At 34.7% G+C, this 15,024-nt stretch carries 12 protein-coding genes; all 12 read right to left on the bottom strand.

Annotated elements, in window-relative coordinates; all coding sequences use genetic code 11:
* Positions 1 to 26: 26 nt before the first annotated feature.
* Positions 27 to 1,130, bottom strand: coding sequence for a HigA family addiction module antitoxin (locus ES677_RS05155; protein ID WP_148380636.1), 1,104 nt, complete (start codon positions 1,128 to 1,130; stop codon positions 27 to 29).
* A gap of 17 nt (positions 1,131 to 1,147) precedes the next feature.
* A complete protein-coding gene (locus tag ES677_RS05160; protein WP_148380637.1) occupies positions 1,148 to 1,480 on the bottom strand; it encodes a type II toxin-antitoxin system RelE/ParE family toxin in 333 nt (110 codons plus the stop codon).
* A 185-nt stretch (positions 1,481 to 1,665) separates the two neighbouring features.
* Complete coding sequence (locus ES677_RS05165; RefSeq protein WP_148380638.1) at positions 1,666 to 5,316, bottom strand: HsdR family type I site-specific deoxyribonuclease; 3,651 nt, start codon at positions 5,314 to 5,316, stop codon at positions 1,666 to 1,668.
* Complete coding sequence (locus ES677_RS05170) at positions 5,313 to 6,638, bottom strand: 5-methylcytosine restriction system specificity protein McrC (protein ID WP_148380639.1); 1,326 nt, start codon at positions 6,636 to 6,638, stop codon at positions 5,313 to 5,315. The genes ES677_RS05165 and ES677_RS05170 overlap by 4 nt, the downstream gene beginning before the upstream one ends.
* Positions 6,628 to 8,436, bottom strand: a complete 1,809-nt coding sequence (locus tag ES677_RS05175) for an McrB family protein (protein WP_148380640.1) — start codon at positions 8,434 to 8,436, stop codon at positions 6,628 to 6,630. The genes ES677_RS05170 and ES677_RS05175 overlap by 11 nt, the downstream gene beginning before the upstream one ends.
* 2 nt (positions 8,437 to 8,438) lie before the next feature.
* Positions 8,439 to 9,686, bottom strand: coding sequence for a restriction endonuclease subunit S (locus ES677_RS05180; protein ID WP_148380641.1), 1,248 nt, complete (start codon positions 9,684 to 9,686; stop codon positions 8,439 to 8,441).
* Positions 9,683 to 11,263 carry a type I restriction-modification system subunit M gene (locus ES677_RS05185; protein ID WP_148380642.1) on the bottom strand — a complete coding sequence of 527 codons (1,581 nt, stop codon included), beginning with the start codon at positions 11,261 to 11,263 and terminating at the stop codon, positions 9,683 to 9,685. The genes ES677_RS05180 and ES677_RS05185 overlap by 4 nt, the downstream gene beginning before the upstream one ends.
* Before the next feature lie 218 nt (positions 11,264 to 11,481).
* On the bottom strand, positions 11,482 to 11,670 hold the full coding sequence (locus tag ES677_RS05190; RefSeq protein WP_317130605.1) for a DUF3050 domain-containing protein: 189 nt from the start codon (positions 11,668 to 11,670) through the stop codon (positions 11,482 to 11,484).
* A 115-nt stretch (positions 11,671 to 11,785) separates the two neighbouring features.
* Entirely contained in the window at positions 11,786 to 13,048 is a 1,263-nt protein-coding gene (locus tag ES677_RS05195; RefSeq protein ID WP_148380644.1) for a type II toxin-antitoxin system HipA family toxin, read from the bottom strand.
* A gap of 3 nt (positions 13,049 to 13,051) precedes the next feature.
* Positions 13,052 to 13,315 (bottom strand): helix-turn-helix transcriptional regulator, encoded by a 264-nt coding sequence (locus tag ES677_RS05200; RefSeq protein WP_148380645.1) that lies wholly within the window; start codon positions 13,313 to 13,315, stop codon positions 13,052 to 13,054.
* Between the two features lie 163 nt (positions 13,316 to 13,478).
* On the bottom strand, positions 13,479 to 13,928 hold the full coding sequence (locus tag ES677_RS05205; protein WP_148380646.1) for a hypothetical protein: 450 nt from the start codon (positions 13,926 to 13,928) through the stop codon (positions 13,479 to 13,481).
* Complete coding sequence (locus tag ES677_RS05210) at positions 13,928 to 14,779, bottom strand: hypothetical protein (protein WP_148380647.1); 852 nt, start codon at positions 14,777 to 14,779, stop codon at positions 13,928 to 13,930. The genes ES677_RS05205 and ES677_RS05210 overlap by 1 nt, the downstream gene beginning before the upstream one ends.
* Between the last annotated feature and the right edge of the window lie 245 nt (positions 14,780 to 15,024).

Consider the following 15,024-nt stretch of genomic DNA (forward strand, 5'->3'; position numbering starts at 1 on the left):
CTTTTCTTATTGATTATGTTCTTTCTTTAAACTTGTGATTCAGAAAATTTAACCTTTATTTTTAAACTATTTAATTGTATGTTTTTATACAAATGATTGTGTTGTCTTTGTACTTGGGCAACTATAATTCCTGGGTGTTTTTTGAACTTTTTACTTAGCTCTACTATCAATTCTTTATTAATTTTATGATATGTAGACAGTTCGTTTCTTTCTTTATCAGATAATAGCATACGCGCTGCAAATGCATCTGCATCTGCTTCTTTTTCTTTGTCAGGTTTAATACTTTCAATACCATCAATAAAAATATCTTTTTTACCATGGTATAAAATATGTGCTAATTCGTGAAAGAAAGTAAACCAAAACGCGTTATAATCTTTTTGTCTATCTGTTAATTGAATAAGAGGTATACTATTATTTTTAATCCATCTTGTGGCGCCATATATAGGTGCTTTAGCAATGCAAGGTGTATATACTAGGGCGACACCACAGGAAGCACAAAGTGTTTGCAGTTCTTCTAACCAGGTTTCTGTATGCTTGTATGCAATATCTTGAATTTGTTCTAAACAACTACGTAATGATTTTTTATTAAAGGTGGATACTTCTATTTTATCAGCTTGTAATTCACCTAATCGTAACCAAACTGAAATAGCTTGTGGTTCGGTGGTGTGTTTTAATTCTATTTTAAAAGCTAAAGAACAACCATTATAAATGTCTGACCATTGTGTAGGTGAAGCAACTCTAAAAAATTTTAATAAGGCATCTGCTAATTCGGTTTTTTTTTGAGTATTTGGAAGCAAACCTAAAGATTTCATTTTAGGTAATGGAAAAGAGGATACCCATTCTTTGCATTGCTCTAATTCTTCTAACTGCTCAATCTCCAATAATTCATCTTGATAGCTGCGTTCTAAATTGAGCCAAAAACTTGCAGGTACCCCTAAAACGTATTCTAATTTTGTTGCTGTTTCTTTAGTTATAGGTGCTTTTCCTTTTATTAACTCATTTAGCTTAGGAACAGACCTGCCTAATCGCTCTGCTAATTCTGCTTGCGACATTTCAATATGATCTATATGCTCTTGAATAGTGTCACCAGGGCAAGAGAGTAAAGATTTTTTTAATTGTAAATCAGTCATAATGTTTCCTTTTTAAGTTAGTGAGGGTCTTCTACAGACTCAATACTTATAATGGTTATCGCTTTTAAATCTACACCGCCATCTTCTAAGGTTGGTAATGAATCTTGGTTTATTGTGAATAGTATTCTCCAATTTTTTTGTATGTCTATAGACCAAGTACCTTTGTCTTTCCCTATATGTTGGTGGAATCGTAGTACGGGTAATTTTGAGATCACCTCTAAATTATCTGCATTTTTTAGCTGAGTGATACGTAACTTTACCTTCTTTGCCAAGGTGCCATAACTCTTTGCTATACCACTATCGGTAGTGAGGGACTTCTTCAGCTTGGTATTTTTATACGATAATTCCATTGCAAAGTTACAAAATTATTTACTTAAAAGGTTAATGATTTTTTGTTTTGTTAAAGGTGTTTCAACTTTATCTTCCACATTTAAATTTATTATATTGCTTATTTTTATATACTTAGTTAGATTTTGTCTTTAATTTGGTTTGCGTATTTATTGTTTTATTAGCCTCTTATAATTATTGTGACTCTTTAATTCCCCGCAAAAAACTCCGCCAAGTTTTCACTCTGTGCTAGGACTCTGTCGGCTTCTAGTTTGGCGAGATCTGGTGGGTAGCCGTAACGCATTAGTATTTTCTTTACTGTTAATCGTAGTTTGGCTTTTACATCGTCGCGTTTGCTCCAGTCTACAGTTGCGTTATTTCTCACTACATCGACGATTGTATGAATGAGTTCTTTCATTTTTACATCATCTAACATTTTAGTGGAGTCGTTTTGAGAGAGCACAGAGTAGAAGGCATATTCTTCGGGACTTAAACCTAGTTCTTCGCTTTTATGGTCTTCTATTCGCATTTCTTTTGCGATATTAGAGAGTTCTTGTAGTACTTGTGCGGAATCTATTTGATTGTTATGATAGCGCTTTACAACCGATTCTAACAATTCGGAAAACCGTTTTCCTTGGGCTATATTTTTTGTTTTGCGAATGCGTACCTCATCACTTAACAGCTTTTTTAATAACTCGAATGCAACATTTTTTTGCTGCATATTTTTAACTTCTAATAGAAATTCATCTGATAAAATACTTAATGATGGTGCTTTAATACCTGCGGCTTCAAAGACATCTACAATACCATCACTTGCTAATTTATCATCGATTATTTGCTTAATAGCTGTTTCTACTTCGTAATCTGATTTGATGTTGTTTCCAGAAAATTTATTGATTCTATTTTTGATTGCTTGAAAAAAGGCTACTTCATCTTTAATAGCATTTGCTTCTGGACTAGGTATAGACATCGCAAATAGTTTAGATAACAACGTAATTTCTTTTAAGAATCTGTCTTTTAGCTTTTCGCTTGATAGTATAAAGTTTTGTGCTGCTAGTATAACTTGTAGTCTTCTGGCTGTTTCAGCGGAGAAATACTCTTTATAATTAAAACCGTGAAACATTTGCTCAATGATTTCAAATTTCTCTAACATTCCTGCAATAGCTTCTTTAATATCTACAATTGGCGATCCTTCGCCACCGCTTTGTAAATAGGTAACCATTGCATTACGTAGGTCTTGACCAATACCAATGTAATCTACAATTAGACCTCCTGGTTTGTCTTTATATACTCTGTTTACGCGGGCAATAGCTTGCATTAGGTTAGCGCCTTGCATTTTCTTGTCGACATAGAGTGTATGTAAACTAGGAGCGTCAAATCCTGTTAACCACATATCGCGAACAATCACCAATTTTAATTCGTCGGTGGTGTCCTTCATTCTTGCAGCGAGGTCTTTTCTTTGCTTTTTGGTGGAGTGGTGGGGTTGTAGTATGGCGTCGTCATCGCTGGTACTCGTCATTATTACCTTAATGACTCCTTTATCCATATCGTCATTATGCCACTCTGGGCGTAATTTTATAATTTCATTATAAAGCCTTGCGCAGATTTTACGCGTCATTCCCACAATCATTGCTTTACCTTCAAAAACCTCTTGTCTAGCATCAAAGTGCGCTACAATATCTTTAGCGATATCTTGTAAACGCTCTGGATGGCCCACAATAGCATCGATAGTAGCTGTTTTCTTTTTAGCGCTTTCCAGTTGTTCTTCGGTAGCATCAGCAATTTCATTGATTTCCTCGTCTATAGTTGCTGCTGTATTTTCGTCTAATTTTATTTTTACTAGTCGCGATTCGTAACTAATAGGAACAGTGGCGCCATCATCTACCGCCTTTTTAATGTCGTAAACGTCTATATAGTCGCCAAAAACTGCTGGCGTGCTTTTATCTTCTTTTTCTATTGGTGTGCCTGTAAAGCCGAGATAGGACGCGTTAGGTAAAGCATCACGTAAGTATTTTGCGTTTCCATAACGAATTTCCGATCCTTCGTCTGTTTCTACTTCTCGAGCTTTGAAACCATATTGGCTGCGGTGTGCTTCGTCTGCTACTACTACAATATTGGTGCGTTCGGAAAGGGTATCAAAAATATTTCCTTCTGCCGGTGCGAATTTTTGAATGGTCGTAAAAATTACTCCACCTCCAGATACTTTAAGGAGTTCTTTTATATGTTCTCTGCTATTGGCTTGAACGGGCGTTTGGCGTAATAAGTCTTTGCAATTACCAAAGGTGCCAAAAAGTTGATCGTCGAGGTCGTTTCTATCGGTTAGAATAACTAGAGTGGGGTTTTGCATTTCTGGTTGCACGATAATTTGTCCACTATAAAAAACCATAGTCAAAGACTTACCGCTTCCTTGTGTGTGCCATACTACGCCTATCTTGCGATTGGCGTAGCCCTCACTTCCGTCTCTCCCAGGGGGAGAGAAACTATTGCCTTCGGCACCCTCACTCTGATCTCTCCCAGGGGGAGAGAAACTATTTAGGTGTTCTTTTATTTTATGGAATATAGATTCCAGATCTGTATTTACTGTTTCACTTGAAAATCTGATGACGGTATTTCCTATTGTGGTTAGGTAGGCTTCTCTTTTTTTATCTTTTTTAACTTGTTCTTCTTCGGAGTGATATGCTCCATCGAGCTCAATTATCAATTTCAATTCATGACAGTAAAAATCGACGATATAGTCTCCAATTTGATGTTGCCTTCTGAATTTTAGATTTAATAATTGTTTATTTCTTAATACCTCCCAAAGTATATTTTCTGTAGCCGTTTCATTTTTTCGCAATAGACGTGCAGTTTCTACTAATCCCGAAAAATTATAATTACCTCTGTAATTTATGGTTGCTGGTTCTGCTGCTTCTGACGTATTATAATGATTACTATAATTTGTGTCTGTCTCTTTTTGTAAGCTGTTTGCGGGTAGAGTAGCGGTAGCCCTTAGGGTTTGTGCTACAGCTTTCTGCACGGCATAATATTGATGATAAGCCCCTACTTTTTTAACTTTAATTTGAAATATTAATCCTGTTTTTTCGTCTTTCTTTTCTTCTTGTTCGAAAACGGTACAATATCTAATGAGTTGTATTAATGCCTTTTTATCTAGCATATACTCGGTAAGAATTTGTAATTCTGTACGAGGATCGTTTTCTATTGGGTTAGGAGCACGCCAACTTAAAAAACGTGAAAATGGTGCCGAAACACTAGATGTTTTAGCTTCTATACCATCGCTAATAACACAGATGGCATTGTAATAAAAAATGCTTGGTGTTGCGTTTTTATAATTCCCTATTTGGGTGTGTGCTTTTCGTAAAGTGGCTTTTTCATCTAAAGCGCTTTTAAGCTCTAAAAAGACCAACGGCAGACCGTTGATATAAACCACCACATCAAAACGTTTTTCGTTATTGTTTTCTTTAACTACTAATTGATTAACGACCCAAAAGCTATTGCTATTGGGTTTTTCGACATCAATTAGTTTTACATTAATTCCTTTGGTACGCCCGTCTTTATTATACTCTACGGTGACCCCATTAGTTAGGTAGGTATGGAAACGCTCGTTGTTTTCCATAATATCTTCTGTGCCTAAGTTTAAAACTTTTTGGTAGGCTTCAGCAAGAGCTGTTTCTGGAATATTAGGATTTAGTTTTTTAAGCGATTCTTTAAAATGATTTTCTAAAATAACCGAAGCAAAGTTCTCTCTTTGTGGATTATCACTGTAGGGTGCTATGTCTGGACCATAATGATAGGTATAGCCTTGAGTGATTAATTGCTCAATTAAAGAATGTTCTATGGTGTTTTCTGATATTTTACTCATCTTACGTAGTACATTGAAAGGTTGGTTTGAAACCTAGATAAAAACGCTTCTTTTTGAACCGTTAAATCTTCTAAAGATTCGGTTAGTTTTATGCCATCTACCTTGAACCAAGACTCACTAAATGAATCTCCGAATAAGGTATGTGAAAAATTACTCTCTAATTGGGGTTGATCAAAATTTTCTAATAATGGGTAAATAAGGCCCAAACCCAATACCTTTTTATTTTGTGATTGCATAAAGGCGCCATAGGTATGGATTTGAAAAAAATCTTCTCTATCATAATCCCTGAAGTTAGTTGTCATTCTTTTGTATTTAGCATCTAACACTACCACATTGTCATCCTTTTCTAAAATAATATCTGGAATTAGCCCTCTCTTAAAATCTTTACTCTTGTAAATATTAAATTTTGAGGAATACACCTTCCATCCACCAATACTGTATTTCTTCTTTAGTATAGTCATTAAATAATTCTCCCATATCTCTGCCATATCTAAAAACAAAGCATCATTTGTGTCTTTAGATTGTTCTTGGGAAATCGTGTTGTTTTTACGCTGAATAATCTGCCAAGAGAAGTCAACAATAGCTTTATAATTGGCGTACATAGACCCGTACTTAATGCTTTGGTATTGGTTTTTAGTTATTGATTTGTGTTTATAACTCGCTGCTGAAATAATAACTTCCTTAACACCATCTGTAAGCATATTTTGAGACAAGAAATAGTCTTTAGTTAATATTTTATAGGCTTTATGAAGTATTGCAATTATGGTTGAGTCTGTCTGTTTCTCAATTGAATTGGAAATTAGTACGCTTTCGTTATAGAGAGGTAATACCGTTTTCCGAATATCTATACGGCCTTTTACCGTTTGCCCTTTGTGCTCTCTTTTTAATATGTTTTTAGGTAAACCGTGTACATTGGCCTTACTGAGTTGTTTAACCCAAATAATGCTGATTAGCTTTTTAATAAGCTCGTTATGCACCTTGTTTTCTAAATTGTTTTTAGACTTACTATGTGCTAATTTAATATTGAATATTTCCTCTAGTAATTGCATAACTGCGGCATTCCCAAAGCGAGGGATCACCTCAAAACAATACTCTTGATTATTATAATTAAAAAACAGCTTCCCTATATATCTACCTGTTAGCCATTTTTTGGATTTGAAATCGTAGGTTAAAAGTGGTAACTCTTCTTCTTTTAAAGAATCACTTATTTTAAACACGTTTTTGTTAGTGAAAGTATCATTTATATGCACCGCCATATTAGCCTCTATGTCTATATAGGAGCAATCTTTAACCGGCGGTATATAAATCATACTACTTGCCATTGGAATATAAATTGTATGCTCTCTTTGTATATTCTTTTACGCTTTCTTTATCTGTATTTCCTAAGAAGGCTTCTAACATTGGCTCTATGGATATAGACCACAAAATATCTTTGGCTTCTTTAAACACTCTTTTTCTTGAGCGCCCTTTACCAGTAAGGTAATAGTGCTCTTGGTGTACTCTTGAAAGTTCTGCAAAAAAGGTATGACCTATTTGATAGGCTTCACCTAACTCTTCCACATCATTACTGATGTAGCGATTTAATGCGCTACAAGCTTCTACAAATTCATCTCTAAGGTTCTCGTAATTCTGGTCGTTAAAATAGTCACTCAGCATTTGGGTTAACACAGCGTCATTGTAACCTTTAAACTTCCATACAAAACGACGACGTAATGCAAAGTCCATTCGTTCTACAGAGAAGTCTATTTCGTTCATTGTGCCTATAATATACAAGTTGTCGGGAACGGTTAGTACTATTCCTTTTATGGCCGTTTGTATTGGTTTGTTTCTGTATTCCATAGCAGAAAACAATTCGCCAAAAACTCGAGATAAATCGACTCTATTAATTTCGTCTAAAATAAGAACGTGCGGTAGTTTTACTTTACCTAAAGCATCTGTGGTCTGTTCTTCATTATTTGCCTTCTCGATAATATTAAAAAGCTGTCCTTTTACTGGTATGGTTTCTGAACCATTAGGAGTTGCTTTTAATTGGTAGCCTGCAATAAAGTCTTCGTAAGAGGTATTAGGGTTAAATTGTAGTTCGTGTATTCTACCTTCTATATTTTCTAAACCCTGCTCGAAATACACTTTCAGGTTTTCTTTTTTGTGTAAAAAGTGATTGGTTATAAATGATTCTGCCAATTCTTTAGCCGTATGTGTTTTTCCTGTACCTGGTGGACCGTAATACACTAAAGCTTTTTTAAACTGCAATAGCATTATATCCTCCGACACATTGTGCAAGCCTTTATTCCAAATATGCCATAATTTAGGGGCGTAAAAACTTTGGGAGATGCCTAAATTTTCTAGTTCTTTTTTAATTAGGTGAATTTCATCATCTATTGTAAGCTCTTCATTTTTAGCTTCCTCAGAATCTTTGATAAGGGAATAAAAATTAGATTTTATGGCTTCTTTATCTTGTTTTGATGCAATAGCCTCATAATAGTCTGGTTTTGCCAAATGCATCATTAGGCTTTCCATAGCAAAAGACTTTGTTTTTAGTAGCTTATACTCGCGCCCTGGAATATTAAATGTGTTCTCATCAAAGATGGTACTGGCATTTTCTAAAATATAAGTATTAATATCGTCTGCGGTAAGAATAGTGCCATTTTCAATAGTCTTCTTTATAAAAATGCAGAGTATTAATAAAAAATTTATCTCCATTGGCTTGTTGGTCTTGTGATACTGACCAGCAGACCCAACACCTCTTACTGGAAAATACTGGGGTTTTTTATTCGTTTCAAATTGTGCTTTAAAATCTTCATTGTCTAAAATCCATAACGGTGTCTGTTCTTTGGTTTCTGGTTTTATATCATCGGCTGGTAAGTACCACAACCAATTTAAGTGCGCAAAACACAAACGCACATCGTAATTAGCCTCTTGAAATTGCAGTTTTATTTTATCCCAATAAGTTGCGGCATTACCGTCTATTGCAGCGTCTAAAAAGTGTTTTTTTACTTCATATAAATTAGTAATAGAGAAAATATCTTCTTCGTTGGTTAAAACAGAGTTGTCTTTTAATAAACAATTCTCTATAAAGCTATTGTATAATTGATAGACTTCGTGCTTTGTATCTGTACTCATTTTTATAGGTTACTTTTAAACTCGTTAACTCTTAATTGCCCACTCATTAATTTTGGTAAGAGGGTGTCTCTGGTTTTGGTTAGGGATTGGATTTGTTTTGCATTTATCGCCTTTTTTTGAATGGCACTTCTAAATATTCTTGAAGCCTTTTTCATAATTTTTTCTTCAGGAACAATCACTTCAATTTTTCTTAATTCAGACTGTCTTATTCCTTGGACAGTAGAACCCGAGGCCCTAGCATTTAATAGGTGTTGTCCATAGTTTGAAAACAGATAATCATATAGGTATTCGCTCGATATCCCTTCATTAACTCTTAATGCAAATAAACGTTGGGACAAAATGAACTTAGTATCGTCATTTATATAATACATTTCTCCTAAAGGAGCTTCTGAAGTTAATAATATATCTCCCTTTTTTAGCTCATCCTTCATCCATAACTTATAAAGTTCTGGACTACCAAAATTCATTGCATCACGTCGTACAATTTTGCCATTTTTAATTGTTTTAGCTGAAAGAGCAGGGATGCCTTCTCCTGACCAGTCCATCCCAAGTTTTTTTGGTGTTTTTCCTCTATAATCAATTATTAGTTCTAATAGATTATCTAATGTTTCAACTCTCCAACCCTCCGGCAACACATCCCCAATTTGGTATTTCCCAAACCACTCTTTAAAAATGGTTTGTGCTAGGGTTTCTAGGGTTTGGTTTTGTGCGCGTAGGTTTTCTATTTTATCATCAAAGGCGGTTAAGACTTTTGCAATGGCTTTTTGTTCTTGGAGTTCTTTTGGAATGGTTATTTCCAAATTTTCTAAATCAATTGATTTTATAGACGGATATGCTGAAGTACTTTGTTCTGCCAATTGATGCAAATATTCAGTAACCGAATTTAGTGTAAGTAAATAATAGATATACTTTGCACAATTATCGTTGTTCGTAGTAATTACAGTAAAACCTGTAGATACCACTAAATTATCTAAAGGATTTTCAATAAACCCATAATGCTTTTGATTTGGTCTAACAGTTGAGTAAATTATATCCTTATTTTGGACCAATCTTTTTGCTCGGCTAGGCGCATCTTGCAAATCGTGTTTTTTTAATTCTACAATTACTCCTTCGGTTATAGACCCTGTATCCAAATAATATATCTCATTATGTTTATAGGTTTGGCCTATAGAGTTTTTATTTGTTTCAACAAGTTCACCTAATGAGACTTCCACCCAACCTTTAGGAATTTTATCTACAACACTACTCATAACGCAAACCCAATTTTAGCCAGTTGTGTTTTAATTTCTTGGTTTAGGGCATCCTCTTCCTGCATTTGTTGTTTTAGGGTGGTGGTGAGGTCTACCATTTTATCTTCAAACGGGATGCCGTCGTCGTCTTCATCTGGGATACCTACGTAGCGTCCTGGGGTTAGAACGTAGTTGTGTTTTTCTATATCTTTAAGTGTAGCAGCTTTACAAAAGCCTTTGATGTCTATGTAGACACCCTCACTCCCGTCTCTCCCAGAGGGAGAGAGGCTTTTTTGTTTGCGCCAGTTATGATAGGTGTTCACTATTTTCTGTATATCGCCGTTGCCATTTTCATCGAAATCGCCTCGTTTCTTTTCATCGTCTTTATCAGACAGGTTTCTATGCACACGGTCTTCTAAATAGCCCATTTCTGACGCGTCAATAAAGAGGGTTTCTTTGTTGGATTTATTACGACGTAAAAACCAGATACACGCAGGAATACCTGTATTATAGAATAATTGTTTTGGTAAGGCAACAATACATTCTACGAGGTTTTGTTCTATAAAATTCTTACGTATCTCGCCTTCACCAGAGGTATTAGAACTTAACGAGCCATTAGATAAAACTGTAGCCATTACCCCTGTAGGTGCCAGGTGATATAGCATATGCTGTAGCCAGCCGTAATTGGCGTTTCCGTTAGGCGGTGTGCCGTGTTGCCAGCGGGCATCTTCTTGTAAAATATCTATACCCCAATCTTTTTGATTAAAGGGTGGGTTTGCAATTACGAAATCGGCTTTTAGGTCGGGGTGTGCGTCTTTTAAAAATGAGCCTTCGGTATTCCACGCTACGAACTTGGAGTTGATGTTACGAATGGCGAGGTTCATTTTAGATAGTTTCCACGTGGTCTGGTTGCTTTCTTGTCCGTACACGGTAATATCTTTAACGTTTCCGCTGTGTTCTGTTACAAACTTCTCACTCATAACAAACATACCACCAGAACCAGAAGCGGGGTCATAGACACGACCTTTGTAAGGTTCTATCATTTCCACCATTAGCTTTACAATAGCTTTTGGGGTGTAAAATTGTCCACCTTTTTTACCTTCGGCATTGGCGAATTCTCCTAGAAAATACTCGTACACGCGACCAAAGAGGTCTTTAGAGTTTTCGTTTTCGGCTTGTAAGTCGGTATTAGAAATTAAATCTATGAGCTCGCCCAAAGCGGTCTTGTCTAGATTGGCCTTACCGTAAACTTGAGGTAGTACGTTTTTTAATTCTTTGTTTTCCTTTTCTATGGCTTCCATAGCTTCGTCCAGCGTTTGCCCGATACCAGGTAGCTTGGCTTGGCCGTGAATGTGACTCCATCGAGACACTTTAGGAACGAAGAAGGTGTTTTCTGCTATGTATTCGTCGCGGTCTTCGGGATCGGACCATTCTTCGGCTTCTAGTTTTTCGTAGAGTTCAGAGAAAGATTCGGATATGTATTTTAAAAATACGAGCCCTAGTACCACGTGTTTATACTCGGCTGCGTCTATGTTTTTACGTAATTTATCTGCTGCTTTAAACAGGTCTTGTTCAAAGGTATTTTTTGTTTTTGCCATTTAGTGGTTCGCTATAAACTAGTTTATAAAATTATTTGAAATGTCTTAAAATTATTCCCTTCGACACCAATTGCTAAAAATAGCAATATATATCGGTTTGGCATTATGGTTTTCCGTAATTGCTACTTAAAGTTGTGTAAATAATAGTAACTGGTATTAAGACTCAAGGCTGGGATTGTATAGGCGTTGTGAACTTGTTTTATTTATTGCGAGTTATATTAGGGGCTTTTAGCTACATTTATGTGAATCAAAGAATATTCGACTGTATTCCCTAATTCTATAAGTTTTATAAAATTTTGGATTTGATTAGTACTAGCATTTAACTGAAGCATTGTATCCAAATACATTTTGAAATGACTTTTAGGTTCTCTCGTAATGTTCTTTCTGAAATACTCTCTCCAGAATATAACTCGGCAATACCCTCATTTACTACGTTTAACAACTCTTAAAAACTATAAGGCTTATTGCGAAAGCAATGATTTAGAATATTATATCCTAAATGTGCGGGTGTGTTATTTGCGATTATTCTAATTCTTTAATTTCTTTTTGAATTGCTTTAATAATAATCTCAGGTATATCTAATTCAGTAGCAAGTGCTGACCATCGCGGTACTAAAACTTGAATATCTGCAATAATTCCTTTAGGGTTCTTTATAGAAAATTCTTCAGCAATGGTGAGAATATCCTTTAGCGTTATCTCTGTACGTTTTGCGTTAATAGATAAAGCTCTGGATGTTGATTTGAATGTAAGTAGGGGATTGAGCGCATAGGTTACATCGTATGCCGGACTTACATTCCAACTATTACTTTCTTGGTTGTATATAAAACTGTGATTTTTTAGGTGGTCGTCTACATTTTTAAAAATGAGGTTAAACACCATACGTTTAAACAGTTGTTGTAAATCTTTGTGAGGTACTTTTAAAGCTAGCGCGACTTTAAAGACGTTTTCGTAGCTAGAATTTTCAGGTTGGCTTTTAAAGTCCCAACCTGTTAGGCCTGTTACTGTGAGTACGTGTTGTTTTTCTCCGTGTTGCCTGTCGTATCGTAACGTTGCGAAGTGTTTATTTTCGATTAGCTTAGACGGCATCATATCGATACCCGCTTCTTGCGCCAATAGGTAGTATGCATATTCTACTTTTTCTTTATTATAGCCATCGCTATCATCGATATGCAATTTAACTAAATAGTGGTTGTAGTCATCGCTAACCTCTCTATCACCTGCACTAATTTCTCCTGTTTTTTTGTGTTCTGAAATTAGGATTTTAGGTCTTGCACCACCAGCGGAAGTTCCGATTTTGAAAACGTTTAATAATGATAATTCGTTGAGGTCTTTACCTGTTGTCCCTTGCTTAAGTTTAAGAACTTTTTCTAAAATAGTGATGACCTCATCAATATTAACATTAGTTGCTTTAGGCAATGCTTTGATAGGTTTATATTCTAGTGCACCCATACCACGATCTGCGACATAGGCTAGTTGCTCTAAAGGCGTTACTTTTAGGATGCCTCTAGCTGTTAGCCATTCTTGGAATATAATATTACCAAAAGTATCTGGAAGGGAATCGGCTATCATAGGCGGTAAGCCTTGAAAAGTGTCTTGTTGGTATTCTGTGAATACCTGTGCTTGTTTTGTGTGTTTAAAAATAAAAGGAAGCAGGTTAGAGTACTTTCCAGAATCTAAAAAATCTGGATTGTATTGAAAAAAGGATTTTCTTTGATCTATATCATACCCTAACTTTCCAATTTCTAGGCCAAAAGCCATTATATCTATGATTTTATCTCTAGCCATTGATTAATACAGTGAAATGTCGTTTTGGTTTGTAATAGTCTTCTCTATTTCTTTGGTAATAGACTGTACTAACCCAAAATGATTTGCTACTTTTAAGACATTGTCGAGTGTGGCATTTTTACCTTTCTCGATGTTTTGAATGGTGGTGCTTGAGACCTCTAGGGCTTCTGCTAACTCTTCTCGAGAGAGCTCATTTGATTTACGAAGTGCTTTACACGCCTCTCCAATCTTGACTTTTACCTCTTTTATTGTTATTATCTCTAACATATTATTACCATTATAATGTCTAAATATAGGTATAATTTATTAAAACAACCATTTTATTGGTAGATATTAAGGTATGATTTAATGTGCTATGGTAAAAAGGAGTTCTTTTCCACTGAAACGTGTACACTATGTAAGGCCTAATTTAGGTGGTATTCTGTTTTATTTATTTTTCTTTATTCAGTTTGTGTAACTCTTCTATAATAACAAAAACTGCTTTACCAGTATCCCATAATATATTAATAGAATACGCTAATATAGATACTAGAATTACATTACTGATTTCAACTTTAAATAAAAATGTTAATTTGGTACTGTCCATTAGCAATAGTGTTATTATACTTAAGCTTATGAGTATTATCTGTTCTAGCAAAGATCTTTTCATTTCTTTAATAGTGTCTGAAAAATCAATTTTTGGCTGATTAACAATAATGTCTTGAATTTTAGAAGCGATTAAACCAGACGTGGCGGTGTTAATTGCTAAAAGCGTTAAAAGTAAGCCAATAATGCTTTCTTTTAGATACATAAATAGAAAATCAGAATCTAAAATCTTACCAAGTATTGTCATTACAATACCGATTACTATAAAGAATGATATGTTTTTTATTGTGTTCACTATTCAATAATTGTCTTATAAAGTTTTATAACCTGTTCAGCAGGTCCTTCAATATCTAGCTCTCTTACTTGTATAGTAACTGGTTTTTCTTTCGTGCTTATCTGTTTTCTAATACCTTTTACTTTGAGCTTAATGCTGCCGGCACCTTCGGAAGTATAATCAACTAATCCTTTAATAGCTTCATTACTTTTCTTAATATTAACAAGAGTGCCTTTTTCCGGTGCCTTAATAATGATGTGGCTTTCGTGGCTGTTGGTGTTATCTACGAAATTTTTGAAAACAAGCGGCAGGCTTTTAGAAATATTAGCAAGATTCGGTTTAATAAATTCAAAGTTTAAATAAGTGATTTCTTTTCTGTGTTTACTAACATATTTCCAAAACTCTACCTTATCGTATAATGCTTCAATTTCAATGTTTAGACCAAATTTTTCTAAATCTCTACGAAACAATTTCTTTAAAATATTTTTCACAACTTCGGGACTACTAAAGGCCTCCTTATTGTCACTTATTGCAATTTTTTGAACACTAGGATCGTTGTTTAAAACAACGTGAGCATAAGGTGCGTCAGCAATTTTTATATTTTTAAAATCCTTTGTAATATTTGTTGTCTTATTTTGTGCTAATTTAAACAAGTAGTTTTGACCTTCACTATGCTCTAGTTTTAATGGGTGACTACTATTTTTTGAATCTTCAAGGTTTGCTAAAGTTTTAGCGAAAAACTCATTTTTACGTTCTTTGATTTCTTTAGCGGTTATCTTTTTATCATTAAAAAGCTTTACTTGTTGATTTGCAGATTCAATAGGTAATAAATGATATCTGTAAATATGAAAATTGATTAATTTATCATCCATACTTCAATATTATTGTTGTTAGCGTTTAGAGCGAGCTAATATAGTAGATTTTAAATATAATAGATGAAATACTAAAACATTTAAGTTTTTTAAAAAATGAAAATTAAGTTATCGTTTATCTCAGGAAGATATATTAAAAGCCAACGTGTTTCTTTAGTTTGTATTAAATATCTTTAGATAGAAAAAGAGGAGAACTATAACGTGTTTTAGAATAACAGATCCATGACACGTACGAGTCCTCTCTT

The organism is Bizionia gelidisalsuginis (genome assembly GCF_008086185.1).
GTDB classification, from domain to species: domain Bacteria; phylum Bacteroidota; class Bacteroidia; order Flavobacteriales; family Flavobacteriaceae; genus Bizionia; species Bizionia saleffrena.